Raw genomic sequence first — 17,748 nt, forward strand, 5'->3', positions numbered from 1 at the left:
GAAGAACGGCGCCGTGCCTGTGGTTGGTGTGGTGGATATTCTGGCCTCTTCGCGGGCAAGCCCGCTCCCACACGCTCACCGCCAGCCAGAAGAACAGCGCCGTGCCTGTGGCAGGTGTGTGGATGCTCTGGCCTCTTCGCGGGCAAGCCCGCTCCCACAGGCTCACCGCCAGCCAGAAGAACGGCGCGGTACCTGTGGGAGCGGGCTTGCCCGCGAAGAGGCCGGAACAAACAACACAGCAGAAAAATCAGAATTTGGCTTTGGCTTTGGCTTTGGCTTTGGCTTTGGCTTTGGCTTTGGCTTTGGCTTTGGCGAGAGCGTAGCGATTCGCTGCTCTTGATCTTCGTGCGCGCAAGTCCAGGCGCCGCAGATTCGCGACTTCAGGAGGCTGAGCAGAGGTGCCTGGAGGGCCAGGTGCGCCAGCACCCTTCGGCGCAGCCGAAGGCGCGAGATGTAGATTTGCGCAGCAAATCGTAGGCCGCGCGGGCCCGGAAGGCGCCGGCGCCAAGGGATCCCGCCACGGGCGGGACTGATGGTGGAGCGCAGACCTTTTTGGTTACTTTTGGCTGGGCCGGCACACCGGGCGTTTGCCAAAAAGTGACCCGCCGTAAGGGCGGAAGGGGCCAGTAGTAGCACCCCAAAAAACGGATAAGTTCGAATTTCAAGAACTCAACTCAAAACCAGCGCTACCCCCGCAAAATGGCCGCAAAGGTGACTCAACGCCACCCCCGCAACCAGAAAAAACCCAAACCTCAAAAATTAGCGCTTACGCAAAATCACGCTACCAATCGAATACCCAGCACCAAACGAACTCAGCACCCCCACCGCCCCCACAGGCAAATCATCCTGATACAGGTGCAAGGCAATCACCGACCCCGCCGAACTGGTATTGGCATACCGATCCAAAATCACCGGCGCATCTTCCTCAGCCACATCCCGCCCTACCAACTTCTTGACGATCAAGTGATTCATGCTCAAGTTGGCCTGATGCAACCAGAAACGCTTCACATCGCTCGGCTGCAGACCATTCTCTTGCAAGTGCTGCCCGATCAACTCAGCCACCATCGGACACACCTCACGGAACACCTTGCGCCCTTCCTGAACGAACAGTTTGTCCGCAGCCCCCTCGCCCTCCTCCGCCGCACGGTTTAGGAAGCCGAAATTATTGCGGATGTTGTTGGAGAACTGAGTCAGCAACTTGCTGCTGACGATCTCGAACTGATGCGCCGAAGTCGCCAGGTCAGCTCGCTCGAGCAGCACGGCGGTAGCGGCATCGCCAAAGATGAAGTGACTGTCACGATCGCGGAAGTTCAGGTGAGCGGTACACACCTCAGGGTTGACCACCAGCACCGCTCGGGCCTGGCCCAGCTGAATACTGTTGGCGGCGGTCTGGATGCCGAAGGTGGCCGACGAGCAGGCAACGTTCATGTCAAAGCCAAAACCGTTGATGCCCAACGCCTGCTGCACTTCGATGGCGATAGCCGGATACGGGCGCTGCAGGTTGGAGCAAGCGACGATCACTGCATCGACATCGGCGGCAGTGCGACCTGCACGCTCAAGGGCCTGGCGGGCCGCGGTCACGGCCATCTCACAGAGGATCGACGGCTCATCATTGGAGCGCTCCGGCAAGCGTGGCTTCATGCGCTGCGGATCGAGAATGCCAGCCTTGTCCAACACGAAGCGGCTCTTGATCCCCGACGCCTTCTCGATGAAGGCGGCGTTGGATTCGGCCAGGGCTTGAACTTCGCCACGCGCGATGGCCGCCGCGTTGTCCTGGTTGTACTGCGTGACCCAGGTATTGAACGACTCCACCAGTTCTTCGTTGGAAATGCTCTGGGCCGGGGTATACAGGCCGGTGCCGCTGATCACGACGTTATGCACGGTCGTTCCTCTGGTCAGAGGCCATCGCCGCACGGCGCTGGCCGAAATAAGGGGCAAGATAATGGCACCTTGGTGCCAATTTACAATTGCAACTTCCCGCTGAAACGGGAGAACCAGCGAGGGCTATGCCCTGGTTCGCGGATAAACCTGCTCCCCGTGGGAGCCGGTCTAGCTCGCGAAGGGCCGCAAAGCGGCCGCAAAACTCCAGCAAGTTTGCCACATTTGCAGAGGTTTAGCCCTCTACCTGGCTCCACTGTTTGCTCAAGCGTTTGTCGGAAACCGGCACCTTGGTGCCCAGCTGCTGGGCGAACAGCGATACCCGGTATTCCTCTAGCAACCAACGGTACATGAGCAACTGCTCGTCGCGCTTGCCCTCCTGGGCATGCTTGTCGGCGCGTGTCTTGTACTGGGTCCAGAGAGTGGCCAATTCGCCACTCCAGACGCGGTCCTTCTGCACTTGCGAGCCGAGTTTCTCCAGGCGCAATTCGATGGCTTTGAGGTAGCGCGGCAACTCCTTGAACCACACCACAGGCGTATCGCGCACAAAACCTGGGTAGACCAGGTTGGCCAACTGCAGCTTGATGTCGTTCAAGGCCACGGCTTGGCTCAAGTCGATCTTGCCTTTGAAGCGCTTTTGCAAGCCATGCCACAGCTTGAGCACCTCAAGCGTCAGCCTGGCCAAGCGCTCGGCGTGCTCAGCCCAACTGCCGCGCTTGCGCTCGGCCAACGAAGCAAGGCCAGCACCATCGCGCGGCAGCTGCGCTTCACCTTCCAGGATGCAGCTGTCGAGACTGGCCAGCAGGATGTCCTCGACCAACGCCTCGACCCGGCCCATGTCGCGGTACAGCAGGCCCAGCTCGGTCAGCCCGGGGAGCTTGCCACGCAGGAACTTGGCCGGTTCTGCCAGCTGTTGCAGCAGCAGGCGCTGCAATGCGCGGCGATGCTGGAACTGGGCCTCGGCGTGGGTCGAGAAACGCCCTTCACGTACGCTGCCGTTCTCTTCGACCAGCGCCGGGTAGACCGTCATCGACAGCCCGGCGATCTTTTGCTGGGCGGTTTCAGCGACGTCGGCGAAGGCCTTGGCTTGCACCGGCTGCTCGGACTTTTCCGTGCGCGGCATGGCCAGTGCGGCTTGGCTGGCTGCGACAAATCGGGAGGTCAGCTCGGCCAGATCGCGCCCTTCGCCGAGGAACTTACCCTGGCCATCGACCACTTCGATGTTCATCCGCAGATGGCTCTCGACCAGCTCAGCCGCTTGCGCCCAAGCCTCATCGGTTACCCGCGCGCCGGTCATGCGCAGCAGTTCCTGGCCCAGCGCCTGGGGCAAACCACCCTGGCCAAAGGTCATCCGCGCCAGGGCGGCCTTGACGAAGTCCGGCACCGGCACAAAGTTCTTGCGCAAGGCCTTGGGCAGGTTGCGTACCAGGGCGATGCACTTGGCCTCGAGCAAGCCTGGCACCAGCCATTCCAGGCGCTCACCCGGCAGGCTCGGCAGCAACGGCGCCGGCACCCGCACAGTGACGCCATCGCGCGGATGGTTGGGCTCGAAATGGTAGCTCAGCGGCAGGCTCAGCTCGCCCACCTTGAGGCTGTCAGGGTATTGCGCGGCGGTCACTTCACTGGCCTCGCGGGCCAGCACATCCTCTTCGCGCATGATCAGCAGATTGGCGTCTTTCTGGCTGGTCATGCGATACCAGGCGTCGAACGTCGCCGTCTGGTGAATCTCGGCAGGCAGGCGCGCTTCATAGAAGGCGTAGAGAGTTTCCTCATCGGCGAGAATGTCGCGTCGGCGCGCCTTGGCCTCGAGCTCGTCGAGCTGTTCGAGCAGGCGTTTGTTAGCCGCCAGGCACTTGGCCCGCGACTGAATCTCACCGCCAACCAAACCCTCGCGGATAAACAGCTCGCGTGATACTACCGGATCGATCGGCCCGTAGTGCACCGGACGCCGGCCGACCAGGATCAAGCCATACAGGGTGATCTGTTCATAGGCCACCACTTGCCCGCGCTTTTTCTCCCAGTGCGGCTCGAAGTGGTTTTTCTTGATCAGGTGCCCCGCCAGCGGCTCGATCCAGTCTGGCTCGATCTTGGCCACCATGCGCGCATACAGCTTGGTAGTTTCGACCAGTTCGGCGGCCATCACCCACTGCGGGCGCTTGCGGCCGATGCCGGACGAGGGGTGGATCCAGAAACGGCGCTGGCGCGCGCCCTGGTAGTCGCCCTCTTCGGTCTTGTGGCCGATCTGGCTGAGCAGGCCACTGAGAATGGCCTTGTGCATGCGCTGATAGTCGATTGGCTCTTTGTTGACGGTCAGTTGCAGGTCGCGACAGATCAGCGACAACTGGCGATGGGCATCGCGCCATTCGCGCAGGCGCAGGTAATTGAGGAAGTTCTTCCGGCACCAGTTTCGCAGCGGGTTGGCGGTCAGCGCCTGACGCTGCTCTTCGAAACCGCGCCACAGATTAACCAGCGCGGCAAAGTCCGAATCGACATCTTTCCACTGCGCGTGGGCTTGATCCGCTGCCTGCTGACGCTCCGGCGGACGCTCGCGTGGATCCTGCACCGACAGCGCGCTGGTGACGATCAATACTTCCTGCAGACTGCCCAAGCGGGCGCCTTCGAGCAGCATACGGCCCAGCCGCGGATCGATAGGCAAACGCGCCAGTTGCCGGCCGAGCGGGGTCAGCTGGTTCTCGCGATTGACCGCCGACAGCTCCTGCAGCAGGTTGAAACCGTCGCTGATGGCCTTGCCATCAGGCGGTTCGATGAAGGGGAAGGCATCGATGGCACCCAGGCGCAGGTGAAGCATCTGCAAGATCACCGCCGCCAGGTTGGTGCGCAGGATCTCCGGATCGGTGAACGCCGGTCGGCCGTTGAAATCATCCTCGCTGTACAGACGCACACAGATGCCCGGCTCGACCCGCCCGCAGCGTCCCTTACGCTGGTTGGCACTGGCTTGCGAGACCGCCTCGATAGGCAGGCGCTGGACCTTGGCGCGATAGCTGTAACGGCTGATCCGCGCGGTGCCACTGTCGATCACATAGCGGATGCCGGGCACCGTCAGGGAAGTCTCGGCCACGTTGGTGGCGAGCACCACGCGCCGGCCTGGGTGCGACTGGAAGATCTTCTGCTGCTCGGCCGGCGACAGCCGGGCGTACAGCGGCAAGATCTCGGTGTGGCGTAGCTGGGCCTTGCGCAAGATCTCGGCAGCGTCGCGAATCTCGCGCTCGCCGGGCAGGAACACCAGCACATCACCTGGCCCCTTGCCGACACTGCGTTCGTGCGCGGCGATTTCATCGAGGGTGGCCAGGATCGCCTGATCAACTGTCAGGTCGTCTTCAACCTGGTTGCCTTCCTCGTCCTGCTCGCTGGTCAGCGGCCGGTACCAGGTTTCCACCGGGTAGGTACGGCCCGAGACTTCGATGATCGGCGCGTTATCGAAATGCTTGGAGAAGCGCTCCAGATCGATGGTCGCCGAAGTGATGATCAGCTTCAGCTCGGGCCGGCGATGCAGCAAGGTCTTCAGATAACCGAGCAAGAAGTCGATGTTCAGACTGCGCTCGTGGGCCTCGTCGACGATGATTGTGTCGTAACGCTCAAGAAACCGATCATGCTGGGTTTCGGCGAGCAGGATGCCATCGGTCATCAGCTTGACCAGGGTGTTGGAATCGCTCTGATCCTCGAACCGCACCTGGTAGCCGACCAGCGCGCCCAGCGGCGTGCCGAGCTCTTCCGCGACCCGCGCGGCAACGCTGCGCGCGGCGATCCGACGGGGCTGGGTGTGAGCGATCTGGCCGTGGCTACCACGGCCCAGTTCCAGGCAGATCTTGGGCAACTGAGTGGTCTTGCCCGAACCGGTTTCGCCGGCGATCACCAGGACTTGGTGTTCACTCAAGGCCTTCTTGATCTCGTCGCGTTTGGCGGCAATCGGCAGGTTATCGTCATAGCGGATACTCGGCACGCTTTGCTGGCGCGCAGTGACCTGGGCGAACGAGGCCTGGACCTTGTCCACCCACTGCGCCAGCTTGGCCTCGTCGGGGCGCTTGCGCAGCTCATGCAATTGCCGACGCAGACGATGGCGGTCGGCGATCATGGCGTGGTCGAGGTTGTTCAGCAGCTGGTCGATGGCGTGGTCTGTCATGGGGCTTTTTAATGATGCAGGTGAGCCTGCTTGTGCATGATCGGCATTCGAAGGGCTGCGATTGTCGCATAACGTAGCGCTTTATGGAGGTTCCCGTGGCAGCGGGCTTGGCCCGCGATAGCCGTTAAAGTGCTATCGCGGGGCAAGCCCGCTGCCACGCCAGCATCCTACAAGGTGGCTGCATTTGTTTAGCCAAGCGCGAACTGAAGGTAGCCATTCACTGATTTAATCAACCTTACAGCCCATGGGAGTATCGAGCCATGATCCTCCTCACCAGCATCGCCCAGCCGCCGTCACGCCCTTCCTTGCCGAAGGTTCGGGCCTGCGCTGGCGAAAATCCGCTGGTGCACATCATCCTCGCCTTCTGGGCCTTGTGGCACTGCCGTCACGCGCGCCCACCGGATGCTTTACTCACGCTTGACTGACCCATTCCGGCCCACCGGCCGGCTGACCCAGTATGACCTGGCGCCTGTTGTGCGCAGGTCCTGTGCGCGAGCGAATCCATCATGCACTTTGCTCCTATCGAGCAGGCCGAACGCTTTTTGGCCGACAACCCTGATATCGACCTGATCGAGCTGTTCATCCTCGACGCCAACGGCGTGCCACGCGGCAAGCTGCTGCACCGCGATGAGCTGTTGGCGGTATACGAAAGCGGCCGGCCATTGCCCAGTACCATCCTCGGCCTGACCCTCAATGGCGATGATGTCGAGAACTCCGGGCTGGTCTGGGACGTCGGCGATATCGACTGCCGCGCCTACCCGCTTGACGGTAGCCTGGTCCGTCTGCCGTGGCGGCGTGTGCCTACCGCCGCTGTGCAAGTCAGCATGCACCCCAGCGAAGGCCTGCCCGCCAGCGTTGCCGATCCACGCCACGTTCTGCTGCGCACCATCAAGGCGCTCAAGGCTGATGGCTTGCATCCAGTGATGGCCTGTGAGCTTGAGTTCTACCTGCTCGACCAGCAGCGCGATGCCCACGGCCGCCCGCAGCCAGCGCTGGACAACGACGGCGGCCGGCCACGCGCCACCCAGGTCTATGGCCTGCGCGAACTGGAGCAGATCGAGCCGTTCCTCGCCGACCTGTACGCGGCTTGCAAAGCCCAGGGTATCCCGGCGCGCACGGCGATTTCCGAATACGCTCCCGGCCAGGTGGAGATTACCCTGGAGCATGGCGACGCCTTGGTGGCGATGGATCAGGCGGTGCGCTACAAGCGCCTGGTCAAGGGCATCGCCCATGCCCACGGCATGCAGGCCTGCTTCATGGCCAAACCGTTTTCGGATCTGGCTGGCACCGGCATGCACATGCACCTGAGCCTGGCCGATGCGCAGGGCAACAATCTGTTCGCCAGCAGCGATCCGGCAGGCACCCCGCTGCTGCGCCAGGCGGTCGCTGGCATGCTGCGCCACTTGCACGAATCGCTGTTGCTGTTCTGCCCCAACGCCAACTCGTTCCGGCGTTTCCAGGCCAACAGTTATGCGCCGCTGGCGCCGACCTGGGGCGTCGACAACCGTACCGTCAGCCTGCGCGTACCGGGCGGCCCGGCCAACAGCCGGCATGTCGAGCACCGCATCTGCGGCGCCGACGCCAACCCCTACCTGGCCGCCGCCGCGATCCTCGCCGCCAGCCACCAAGGCATCCGCCAGCAGCTCGACCCCGGCGCGCCCGTGCAAGGCAACGGCTATGCCCAGGCTACCGAGCACCTGCCCACTGACTGGCTGACCGTGCTCGATGCCCTGGAGCAGTCGAGCTGGGCCAAAGAAGCGCTGGGCGAGGCCTTCCTCGGTGTGTACCTGAAGGTCAAGCGAGCCGAGTACCGCCAGTTCATGGCCGAAGTCGGCGAGCAGGACTGGCGCTGGTACCTGCACCAGGCCTGAGCCCTACCCTTTTTCTGCCAAGGAACCACCATGAACGCAGCACTGAACAACGGCGCGGCCCAGCGCGCGCCGTCCTACTACAGCGCCACCCTCAACGATTCGACCCAATACCCGACCCTACAGGGCACCCATCAGGTCGACGTGGCGATCATCGGCGGTGGCTTCACCGGCGTCGCCACCGCCGTGGAGTTGGCCGAGCGCGGCCTTAAGGTGGCGATCGTCGAAACCCACCGCATTGGTTGGGGCGCCAGCGGGCGCAACGGCGGCCAGGTCACCGGCAGCCTGTCGGGCGATGAAGCGATGCGCACGCAAATGCGCGATCGGCTCGGCGCCGAAGTCGACGACTTCATCTGGCAGCTGCGCTGGCGCGGCCACCAGATCATCGAGCAGCGAGTGCAGCGTTATGGCATCGATTGCGACCTGAAACGCGGCCATCTGCATGCGGCGATGAAGCCTTCGCACATGGACGAGCTACGCAGCTTTCAGGCCGAGGCGCAGCGCCGTGGCATGGGCGATCAGGTCGAGTTGCTTGATCGCCAAGCGGTGGCTCGCCAGCTGCAAAGCCCGCTGTACCTGGGCGGCCTGAAGAACCGCCGCAACCTGCACCTGCATCCGCTCAACCTGTGCCTGGGCGAGGCCCGCGCCGCCCACAGCCTGGGCGCGCTGATCTTTGAAAACTCCGAAGTGCTGGAGATCATCCACGGCCCGCGCCCGTCGGTGGTCACTGCCCAGGGCCGGATCGAGGCCCGCCAGGTGATGCTGGCCGGCGATGTCTACCACAAGCTGGAAAAGCGCCAGCTCAAGGGCAAGATCTTCCCGGCCATGGGCGGTATCGTCACCACCGCGCCCCTGGGGGAACTGGCCGCGCAGATCAACCCCGAGGACCTGGCGGTGTACGACTGCCGCTTCGTCCTCGACTACTACCGCCTGACAGCCGACAAGCGCTTGCTGTTCGGCGGTGGCGCCAACTATTCAGGCAAGGATTCGCGGGATATCGCCGGCGAGCTGCGGCCCTGCATCGAGCGCACCTTCCCCGCGCTCAAGGGCGTGCCAATCGAGTTCCAGTGGAGCTGTGCGATGGGCATCGTGGTCAACCGCATTCCGCAGTTGGGCAAGCTTTCGCAGAATGTCTGGTACTGCCAGGGCTATTCCGGGCACGGCATCGCCACCAGCCACATCATGGGCGAGATCATGGCCGAGGCACTGACGGGGACGCTGGAGAAGTTCGACACCTTTGCGGCGTGCAAGCACATCAAGGTGCCGATGGGGGATCTGTTGGGCAATCCGCTGTTGGCGGCGGGGATGTGGTACTACCAGATGCTGGAAAAACTACGCTAGAGCCCTCATGGGAGCGGGCTTGCCCCGCTCCCATGCAGCCTGTTCGAAGTCGTCTGGACCTCAGGCGATCTTCTTCAAGCCCTGCTTCTTCAGTTCTTCATCACGCAACTCACGGCGCAGGATCTTGCCGACGTTAGTGGTCGGCAACGCATCGCGGAACTCGATGTAGCGCGGCACCTTGTAGCCCGTGACATTGGCGCGCATGTGCTCCATCACCTGCTCCTTGGTCAGGGTCATGCCTGGCTTGACCACGATGAACACCTTGATCAGCTCGCCCGACTTCTCGTCCGGCACGCCAATCGCAGCGCACTGCAGCACGCCCGGCAAGCCGGCCAGGACGTCTTCGAGCTCGTTGGGATACACGTTGAAGCCGGAGACCAGGATCATGTCTTTCTTGCGATCGACGATGCGCATGTAGCCATCGAGCTGGATCAGGGCAATGTCGCCGGTCTTCAGCCAGCCATCGGCGTCAAGGATCTCGGCGGTAGCGTCTTCGCGCTGCCAGTAGCCCTTCATCACCTGCGGGCCCTTCACGCACAGCTCGCCGACTTCACCCAGGCCAAGCTCCTGGCCGTTGTCATCGATGACCTTGCACAGGGTCGAGGGCACCGGAATGCCGATGGTGCCGACCTGGTTGGCCTCGGCCGGGTTGACCGCTGCTACCGGGCTGGTCTCGGTCATGCCGTAGCCTTCACAGATGGCGCAGCCGGTGACGGTCTTCCAGCGCTCGGCCACGCTCAGTTGCAAGGCCATGCCACCAGACAGGGTGATCTTCAGCGCCGAGAAATCCAGCGCACGGAAGGCTTCGTTGTTGCACAGGGCCACGAACAGGGTGTTGAGGCCAACGAAACCGCTGAACTTCCACTTGCCCAGTTCCTTGACCATGGCCGGCAAATCGCGCGGGTTGCTGATCAGCACGTTGTGATTGCCGATCAGCATCATGGCCATGCAATGGAAGGTGAACGCATAGATGTGGTACAGCGGCAACGGGGTGATGAGGATCTCGCACCCTTCATGCAGGTTGGCGCCCATCAGTGCCCGGCACTGCAGCATGTTGGCCACCAGGTTGCGGTGGGTGAGCATGGCGCCCTTGGCCACACCGGTGGTCCCACCGGTATACTGCAGCACGGCAACATCGTTGGGCTGCGGATTGGCCTCGGTAACCGGCTGGCCATGGCCTTTGGCCAAGGCATCGTTGAAGCGCACGGCGCCTGGCAGGTGGTACGCCGGGACCATCTTCTTCACGTACTTGATGACGCTGTTGATCAGCAGGCGCTTGATCGGCGGCAGCAGGTCGGCCACTTCGGTGACGATGACATGCTTGACCTGGGTCTTGGGCACGACCTTTTCGGCCAGGTGGGCCATGTTGGCCAGGCACACCAAGGCCTTGGCGCCGGAGTCGTTGAACTGGTGCTCCATCTCCCGCGCGGTGTACAGCGGGTTGGTGTTGACCACGATCAGCCCAGCGCGCATGGCGCCGAATACGGCTACAGGGTATTGCAGGACATTAGGCAGCTGTACGGCAATCCGATCACCTGGCTTGAGGTCGGTGTGCTGTTGCAGCCAGGCAGCAAACGCCCCTGACAAGGCATACAGCTCGCCATAGGTGATGGTTTTGCCCAGGTTGCTAAAGGCCGGTTTGTCGGCAAAGCGTTGGCAGGACTGCTTGAGTACCGCTTGGATATTGGGGAATTCGTCAGGATTGATTTCCGCCGTAATCCCGGCTGGGTACTTATCCTTCCAAAAATTTTCGATCATGGAAGCCCACTCCTTCAGCAACAGCGAATTCATCACGCGTTTATGCGTTTATTATTGATATGAGATGACGGTTCATTGCAAACCGTATCCTCTGAAAGCGGGCCGAGAGTAACAGCTTTACCAGGGGTCGCCTAGAGGCCAAAACAGGCCTGACGGTCACTAAAATGACTCAATGAATTATATGAGTCATTTTTAGAGTATTTAACCAAAATGTCGCAAATCGGGCTGTATTGTGCATTTTAGAGGGGTTTAAACGTCATCGCGGGGCAAGCCCGCTGCCACGTCTGTTTTATCCGTGAGAGCCGACTTGCCCCGCGATGGCGGAGGACAGCAGGTGATCAAGCGATGTCGCGCAACTCCCGGCGTAGGATCTTGCCTACCGGGGTCATCGGCAGCGAATCGCGCAGGACAATGTGCTTGGGCACCTTGTAGCCAGTGAAGTTGGCCTTGCAGTAGGCCTTGAGCTCCTCGACGCTGACCCCGCCCTCACGCGGTACCACGAACAACTTCACCGCCTCGCCCGAGCGCTCGTCGGGCACGCCGATTGCCGCGCAGTTGGCCACCTGTGGATGGCCCATGATCACGTCCTCGATCTCGTTGGGATACACGTTGAAGCCAGAGACGATGATCATGTCTTTCTTGCGGTCGACGATGCGGGTAAAGCCATCGGGGTCGATCACCGCGATATCCCCGGTCTTGAACCAGCCCTCGGTATCCAGCGCCTGGGCGGTCGCCTCGGGCTGCTGCCAGTAGCCCTTCATCACCTGCGGGCCCTTGATGCACAGCTCGCCACGCTCACCCAGCGGCAACTCGTTGCCGTCATCGTCGATCACCTTGAAAGCGGTGCCTGCCACCGGAATGCCTACCGTGCCCAGCCGGGCCAACTGGCCATAGGGGTTGGTGCTGGCCACCGGCGAGGTTTCGGTCAGGCCATAGCCTTCGACGATGCGACAGCCGGTGAGGCTCTCCCAGCGCTCGGCGGTGGCCTTGACCAGCGCCGTGCCACCGGAGTTGGTGACCTTCAGCGCAGAGAAATCCAGCGACTTGAAGCCTGGGTGATCCATCAGTGCGACGAACAAGGTATTCAGACCGAGCAGCGCCGAGAAACGCCACTTGCCCAGCTCCTTGATGAAGCCCGGAATATCGCGCGGGTTGGTGATCAGCACGTTGTGATTGCCAGTGACCATCATGCACATGCAGTTCGCCGTGAACGCATAGATGTGGTAAAGCGGCAGCGGTGCGATCATCACCTCCTGGCCTTCCTTGATCAGCTTCTGCCCGTCCGGCCCGTGCTGGGAGAAGCAAGCGAGCACCTGGAGCATGTTGGCGACCAGGTTGGCATGGGTCAGCATCGCCCCCTTGGCCAAGCCGGTGGTGCCACCGGTGTACTGCAGCACGGCAATGTCGTCGAGGGTCAGCGGCACTGGTTTGTGGGTCAGCTCCCTGCCCTGGCGCAGCACCTGCTTGAACGGCACTGCCTGCGGCAGGCTGAAGGCCGGTACCATCTTCTTGACCTTGTCCACCACGGTATTGATCAGCCAGCCCTTGGCCGTGGGCAGCAGGTCGCCCATTTTCGCTTCGATCAGGTACTCGATGCCGGTATCAGGCAGCACCTCCTGTACACGCTTGCCGAACATGTTCAGGTAGACCAGGGCACGGGCGCCGGAATCCTTGAACTGGTGGCGCATCTCACGCTCGGTGTACAGCGGGTTGGTATTGACCACGATCAGCCCGGCGCGCAAGGCGCCGAACACGGCGATGGGGTACTGCAACACGTTGGGCATCTGCACCGCTATGCGATCCCCAGGGGCCAGATCGGTGTTGTGCTGCAGCCAGGCGGCGAAGGCCGCCGAATGGCGCTCAAGCTCAGCGTAGCTGAGGGTCACGCCCAGGTTGCTGAACGCCGGGCGGTCGGCGAAACGCTTGCAGGAGCGCTCGAACACTTCGACGACGGAGCGGTAAGCATGGATATCAATGGTGGAAGGCACGCCCGCCGGGCGCTTGTCATTCCAGAAATCGGCTTGCATTTATTGTTGTTCCTCTTTGCCTGGACCGTCCCTGACCTGATTGCCTGATGGCAATTAGGCGTTCAGCCGACGTTAGCAGGTAAGCAGGAGGTGGCAAATACGCCAAGTGCTGCCATTAACATTGTGAATCTTATTTGTGCCCTTCCTGCAATTTGGCCGATTGTGCATAAACTGTGCTCGAACCCGCGCGTAAAGGACCCGCCATGCCCCATGACGCCTTCTGGCTGCCTGCCAGCGAGCATTGCAGCCTGTACGTCCATCAGTGGCTGCCGAGCACACCGGTCAAGGCCGTGGTGTTACTGGCCCACGGCATGGCCGAGCACGCTGGGCGCTACCGCCGCCTGGGTCATGCCCTGAGCGAGGCAGGCTTTGCCCTGTTCGCCCCTGACCTGCGCGGCCACGGGCGTACCGCCGAGCTTGGCCACTTGGGCCTGTTTGCCCGCCATCATGGCTGGAATGCCGTGGTCAACGACCTCGGCCTGCTCGCCCAGCACATCGGCCAGACGTATCCGGGGACCCCGCTGTTCCTGTTCGGCCACAGCATGGGCAGCTACATTGCCCAGGCCTACCTGCTGCATCACAGCGCCAGTGTGCAGGGGGCGATCCTCAGCGGTTCGAATTTCCAGCCGCCAGCGCTCTATCGAACGGCAGCGGCCATCGCCCGCGTCGAAACCTGGCGCCAAGGCGCCATGGGCAAGAGTGCGCTGATCGAGTGGCTGTCGTTTGGCTCGTTCAACAAGGCCTTCAAGCCTAACCGTACCGCCTTCGACTGGCTCAGCCGCGACCCTGAAGAGGTCGACAAGTACGTCGCCGACCCGTTGTGCGGCTTTCGTTGCAGCAACCAGTTGTGGCTCGATCTACTGCAAGGGCTGGCGCAAATCAGCCAGCCGGGTAACCTGGCGCAGATTGATCCGAACCTGCCGATCCTGGTAATTGGCGGCGAATGTGATCCGGTCAGTGCCGGCAAGCGTCTCAAGGATCTGGCCGCCGCCTTGAGCGCGACCGGCAATCGACATGTGCAGCTGCGCCTGTACCCTCAGGCGCGGCATGAGCTGCTCAATGAAACCAATCGCGACGAGGTCTGCGCCGATATACTCGGCTGGCTCGAACAGGCGCTGGCCCTTGGCCGCCCTGCTCGCAGTGAATGATATGCGCCCTCGTCCGCCTACAAGGAAGCCCTGATGACCCAGGTCACCAACACCCCTTACGAAGACCTCGAAGTGGGTCAGAAAGCCACCTTTGAGAAGTCCGTCGAAGAACGTGACATTCAGCTGTTCGCCGCGATGTCCGGTGACCACAACCCGGTGCACCTGGATGCCGAGTTCGCGGCCAAGAGCATGTTCCGCGAGCGTATTGCCCACGGTATGTTCAGCGGCGCGCTGATCAGTGCGGCAGTGGCTTGCACCCTGCCTGGCCCGGGCACCATCTACCTGGGTCAGCAGATGAGCTTCCAGAAGCCGGTGAAGATTGGCGACACCCTGACCGTGCGTCTGGAGATTCTGGAAAAGCTGCCCAAGTTCAAGGTGCGCATCGCCACCAATGTGTACAACCAGAAAGATGAGCTGGTGGTATCGGGCGAGGCCGAGATCCTCGCGCCACGTAAGCAGCAGACCGTTGACCTGGTTTCGCCGCCGAATTTTGTTGCCAGCTGATTTACTGACTTGAGTCATTTGGCGCCTGTGCGGACCATCATTGCAGGCTTCGCCAGCTCCCATGCTTCCCTGATAGGGCGGACACGTGGGAGCGGGCTTGTCCCGCGGTGAGACCAGAGCTGACACCCCTGCACTCATTCCAGCGCCTTCAACCACCGCTCTATATACCGCCGCTGCGGCCCCTGCTGGGTAAGCGCCAGGGCCTGCAACCAGGCAGCACGCGCTTTGTTAATCTGCCCCAACTGTACATGCAGCTCTGCCTTGGCTGCATGCGCCAAGTGATAATCGCGCAGCTCCCCCCGATCCAGAATCGCCTGCACCGCCACCAAGCCCACCTGCGCACCATCGCGTTTGGCCAGTGCCGCTGCGCGGTTGAGCTCGACCACAGGTGACGGCCAATACCGCAGCAGCACGTCATACAAGCCGACGATCTCCTGCCAGTCGGTGTCTTCTGCCCGCTCAGCCTGGGCATGCACTGCGGCGATCGCCGCTTGCAGGCTGTACCCACCAAACTGCCGACTGCGCAAGGCCTGCTCCACCAGCTGGATGCCTTCAGCGATCTGCTGACGGTCCCACAGGCTGCGGTCTTGCTGGTCGAGCAGCACCAGCTCTCCTTGCGCATCGCTGCGCGCACGCTGCCGCGAAGCTTGCAGCAGCATCAGCGCCAGCAGGCCAAGTACCTCAGGGTCGGGTAACAGCTGAACCAGCAGGCGCCCCAGGCGAATGGCCTCATCGCACAGCTCGCGCTGCACCAGATCTTCGCCCGATGAGGCCAGGTAACCTTCGTTGAACACCAGGTAGATGACGCGCAACACGCTTTCCAGACGCTCAGGCAGCTCAGCCATCTCCGGCACCTGATACGGAATGCCTGCGTCGCGAATCTTCGCCTTGGCGCGCACGATACGCTGGGCGATGGTCGCCGGACTCTGCAGAAATGCCCGGGCGATCTGCTCGGTAGTCAGGTCACACACCTCGCGCAGGGTCAACGGCACTTGGGCGTCGGCCGCCAGGGCTGGGTGGCAGCAGGTGAAGATCAACCGCAGGCGGTCATCGGCGAGTAACTCCTCCTCACTGGGATCACGCCCCTCACTGTCCAGCAGCATGATCAAATCCGCCTGGGAGCGATCGAAACGCATGCGCCGACGCAAGGCATCGATGGCCTTGAAGCGCCCAGTCGAGACCAGCCAGGCGCGCGGGTTATCCGGCATGCCATCACGCTGCCAGCGCTCGACGGCGATGAAGAAGGCATCGTGCATGGCCTCCTCGGCCAGGTCGAAGTCGCCCAACAGGCGAATCAGGGTCGCCAGGATGCGCCGCGAGTCGCGCCGATAGACCGCCTCGACTTGCTCACGTACGCGCTCTGGGCCAAGCATCAATCAGGCATCCGCTGGGTGACCACCTCCACCAGGCGGTCCAGGCTTTCTCCCCAGCCCTGATGAAAGCCCATTTCTTCATGGGCGCGGCAGTCGGCAGCACTCCAGTGCCAGGCCCGGGCGGTGTAGCGGGTCTTGCCCAGCTCGTCGTCGAACGTCACCACAGCGGTCATGAAAGCCTTCTCCGATGGCACCCAGCCCGGTCCGAAGGCATCGGTGAACACCAGCCGCCGCGGTGCGGCGATCTCCAGGAACACGCCCTGGGTAGGGTACTCAGTACCATCGGGGGCGCGCATCAGGGTGCGGAACAGACCGCCAACCCACAGCTGCATCTCGCATTCGGGGGTGGTCATGCCATGCGGCCCCCACCACTGCATAAGCCACTCGGGTTCGCTCCAGGCGCGGAACACCTTGGCTGGAGGTGCATCGATCAGGCGGCTGATGGACAGTTCGTGTTGCGGGCCAGGCTGGGCGTCGGTCATTGTTATTGTGCTCCGCTGTCAGGGTTGCAGTTCGCGTATCGGGCGCACCTCGACACTGCCCACGCGTGCGGCAGGAATGCCTTTGGCAATGTTCAACGCCTCATTCAGATCGCGAGCATCGACCAGAAAGAACCCGGCCAACTGCTCCTTGGTCTCGGCGAAGGGCCCGTCGGTCAGGCTCATGCGGCCAGCGCGCACGCGTACCGTGGTGGCTGTCTGCACCGACTTGAGCGCCTCGGCCGCAAGCATGCGCCCGGAGCCATGCAATGAGTCCGCGTAGGCTTGGCACTCGGCGTCTTGCGGGCTCTCGGGCAGGCTGTGCAGCAGCCCTTCGTCACAATAGACCAGGCACAGGTATTTCATGGTCGTCTCCAGCGCTTGCGCACAGTGCGTTTGGCGATAAACCCGGGTGTTTTCAGTTCAAGGTTTAAGGTCGAACAGGGCCTTCTGGGTTTCCATGTCGAACGGCGCTGACCAATGCTCGTGGATCACCTGCCATTGCCCACCGCTACGACGATAGCCGACCGTGGCGCGCATGAAGCCGCACTGGCTTTGGTCATCCGACGGGCCGCAGCGATTGAGCCAATGGGCCAAGCCTAGGTCGCCGTCGGCATGTATGGTCAGTTGTTCCATCTCGAACACCATCGGGCCGGTGCAGAAGCTCATGCACATTTCCCAGTGGGCGCGGTAGGCGGCCTTGCCTTTGAATTGCAGCTCTTTGATGGCGTCGAAGGCGAGGATGTCGTCGGCGTAGGGGGCGGCGATACCGTCTAGGTCGCGGTCGCGGACGGCTTGCATCCAGGTGTCGATCAGTTGGCGGATTTTGGTTTCGGCTGCGCTGTTCATCTGTGGTTTCTCCGATCGGTCATGAGTGCTTGGTGTAGGTGGTTGCTGCGGCTTCATGGTTGGTCGAATGAGGTTGGGAGAAATCGACAGGTTGGTTGGGAATTGTTTTTTCGCGGTTTGGGATTGGAGGTTCTTGGGCTTGGGCTTGGGCTTTTAGAGTTTTGAGCATATCCATTGGCGAGGGTGGCGCTGAGTCACCTTTCCGCCCTTACGGCGGGTCACTTTTGGTCGTGGCCAAAAGTAACCAAAAGCCGTGCGCTCCACCATCAGTCCCGCCCGTGGCGGGATCCCCTCGCTTCGGTGCCTTCCGGGCCCGCGCGGCCTACGATTTGCTACGCAAATCTACATCTCGCGCCTTCGGCTACGCCGAAGGGTGCTGCGC

Annotated in this window: 12 protein-coding genes and 1 pseudogene; 5 read left to right on the forward strand and 8 right to left on the reverse strand. The window is 62.2% G+C overall.

Annotation, left to right across the window (positions count from 1 at the left end):
• Positions 1 to 323, forward strand: a pseudogene (locus ACI2JX_RS24710) (hypothetical protein); the annotation flags it as partial.
• A gap of 436 nt (positions 324 to 759) precedes the next feature.
• On the opposite strand, the gene ACI2JX_RS24715 reads toward ACI2JX_RS24710, so the two are convergent.
• Both ACI2JX_RS24715 and hrpA read right to left on the reverse strand, forming a co-directional pair.
• On the reverse strand, positions 760 to 1,881 hold the full coding sequence (locus ACI2JX_RS24715; protein WP_264237078.1) for a beta-ketoacyl-ACP synthase III: 1,122 nt from the start codon (positions 1,879 to 1,881) through the stop codon (positions 760 to 762).
• A gap of 232 nt (positions 1,882 to 2,113) precedes the next feature.
• Positions 2,114 to 6,019, reverse strand: coding sequence for an ATP-dependent RNA helicase HrpA (gene hrpA / locus ACI2JX_RS24720; protein WP_404691191.1), 3,906 nt, complete (start codon positions 6,017 to 6,019; stop codon positions 2,114 to 2,116).
• Between the two features lie 506 nt (positions 6,020 to 6,525).
• Here hrpA and ACI2JX_RS24725 point away from each other — a divergent pair.
• Both ACI2JX_RS24725 and ACI2JX_RS24730 read left to right on the forward strand, forming a co-directional pair.
• Positions 6,526 to 7,890: a glutamine synthetase family protein gene (locus tag ACI2JX_RS24725; RefSeq protein ID WP_404691192.1), complete on the forward strand. Its 1,365-nt coding sequence runs from the start codon at positions 6,526 to 6,528 to the stop codon at positions 7,888 to 7,890.
• Between the two features lie 30 nt (positions 7,891 to 7,920).
• Positions 7,921 to 9,228 (forward strand): NAD(P)/FAD-dependent oxidoreductase, encoded by a 1,308-nt coding sequence (locus tag ACI2JX_RS24730; protein WP_368973421.1) that lies wholly within the window; start codon positions 7,921 to 7,923, stop codon positions 9,226 to 9,228.
• 60 nt (positions 9,229 to 9,288) lie between these two features.
• On the opposite strand, the gene fadD1 is transcribed toward ACI2JX_RS24730, so the two are convergent.
• Together fadD1 and fadD2 are read right to left on the reverse strand one after the other, a co-directional pair.
• The gene (gene fadD1 / locus ACI2JX_RS24735; RefSeq protein ID WP_186557723.1) at positions 9,289 to 10,986 is read right to left on the reverse strand and encodes a long-chain-fatty-acid--CoA ligase FadD1; all 1,698 of its coding nucleotides are present in this window, start codon (positions 10,984 to 10,986) and stop codon (positions 9,289 to 9,291) included.
• Positions 10,987 to 11,324: 338 nt separating this feature from the next.
• The gene (fadD2, locus tag ACI2JX_RS24740) at positions 11,325 to 13,013 is read right to left on the reverse strand and encodes a long-chain-fatty-acid--CoA ligase FadD2 (protein ID WP_404691193.1); all 1,689 of its coding nucleotides are present in this window, start codon (positions 13,011 to 13,013) and stop codon (positions 11,325 to 11,327) included.
• A gap of 203 nt (positions 13,014 to 13,216) precedes the next feature.
• Here fadD2 and ACI2JX_RS24745 point away from each other — a divergent pair, with 203 nt between their 5' ends.
• Together ACI2JX_RS24745 and ACI2JX_RS24750 are read left to right on the forward strand one after the other, a co-directional pair.
• A complete protein-coding gene (locus ACI2JX_RS24745) occupies positions 13,217 to 14,161 on the forward strand; it encodes a lysophospholipase (protein WP_368973424.1) in 945 nt (314 codons plus the stop codon).
• Positions 14,162 to 14,194: 33 nt separating this feature from the next.
• Positions 14,195 to 14,665 (forward strand): MaoC family dehydratase, encoded by a 471-nt coding sequence (locus ACI2JX_RS24750; protein WP_264237072.1) that lies wholly within the window; start codon positions 14,195 to 14,197, stop codon positions 14,663 to 14,665.
• 134 nt (positions 14,666 to 14,799) lie between these two features.
• On the opposite strand, the gene ACI2JX_RS24755 is transcribed toward ACI2JX_RS24750, so the two are convergent.
• The 4 genes from ACI2JX_RS24755 to ACI2JX_RS24770 are packed head-to-tail and all read right to left on the reverse strand — an operon-like array spanning position 14,800 to position 17,366.
• Positions 14,800 to 16,038, reverse strand: a complete 1,239-nt coding sequence (locus ACI2JX_RS24755; protein WP_404691194.1) for an RNA polymerase sigma factor — start codon at positions 16,036 to 16,038, stop codon at positions 14,800 to 14,802.
• Positions 16,038 to 16,520, reverse strand: a complete 483-nt coding sequence (locus ACI2JX_RS24760; RefSeq protein WP_404691195.1) for an SRPBCC family protein — start codon at positions 16,518 to 16,520, stop codon at positions 16,038 to 16,040. The genes ACI2JX_RS24755 and ACI2JX_RS24760 overlap by 1 nt, the downstream gene beginning before the upstream one ends.
• 18 nt (positions 16,521 to 16,538) lie before the next feature.
• Positions 16,539 to 16,883 carry a YciI family protein gene (locus ACI2JX_RS24765; protein WP_404691196.1) on the reverse strand — a complete coding sequence of 115 codons (345 nt, stop codon included), beginning with the start codon at positions 16,881 to 16,883 and terminating at the stop codon, positions 16,539 to 16,541.
• Positions 16,884 to 16,940: 57 nt separating this feature from the next.
• On the reverse strand, positions 16,941 to 17,366 hold the full coding sequence (locus tag ACI2JX_RS24770; protein ID WP_404691197.1) for a YybH family protein: 426 nt from the start codon (positions 17,364 to 17,366) through the stop codon (positions 16,941 to 16,943).
• Positions 17,367 to 17,748 lie beyond the last annotated feature (382 nt).

The sequence above is a fragment of the Pseudomonas sp. NPDC088890 genome (assembly GCF_044900155.1).
GTDB classification, from domain to species: domain Bacteria; phylum Pseudomonadota; class Gammaproteobacteria; order Pseudomonadales; family Pseudomonadaceae; genus Aquipseudomonas; species Aquipseudomonas urmiensis.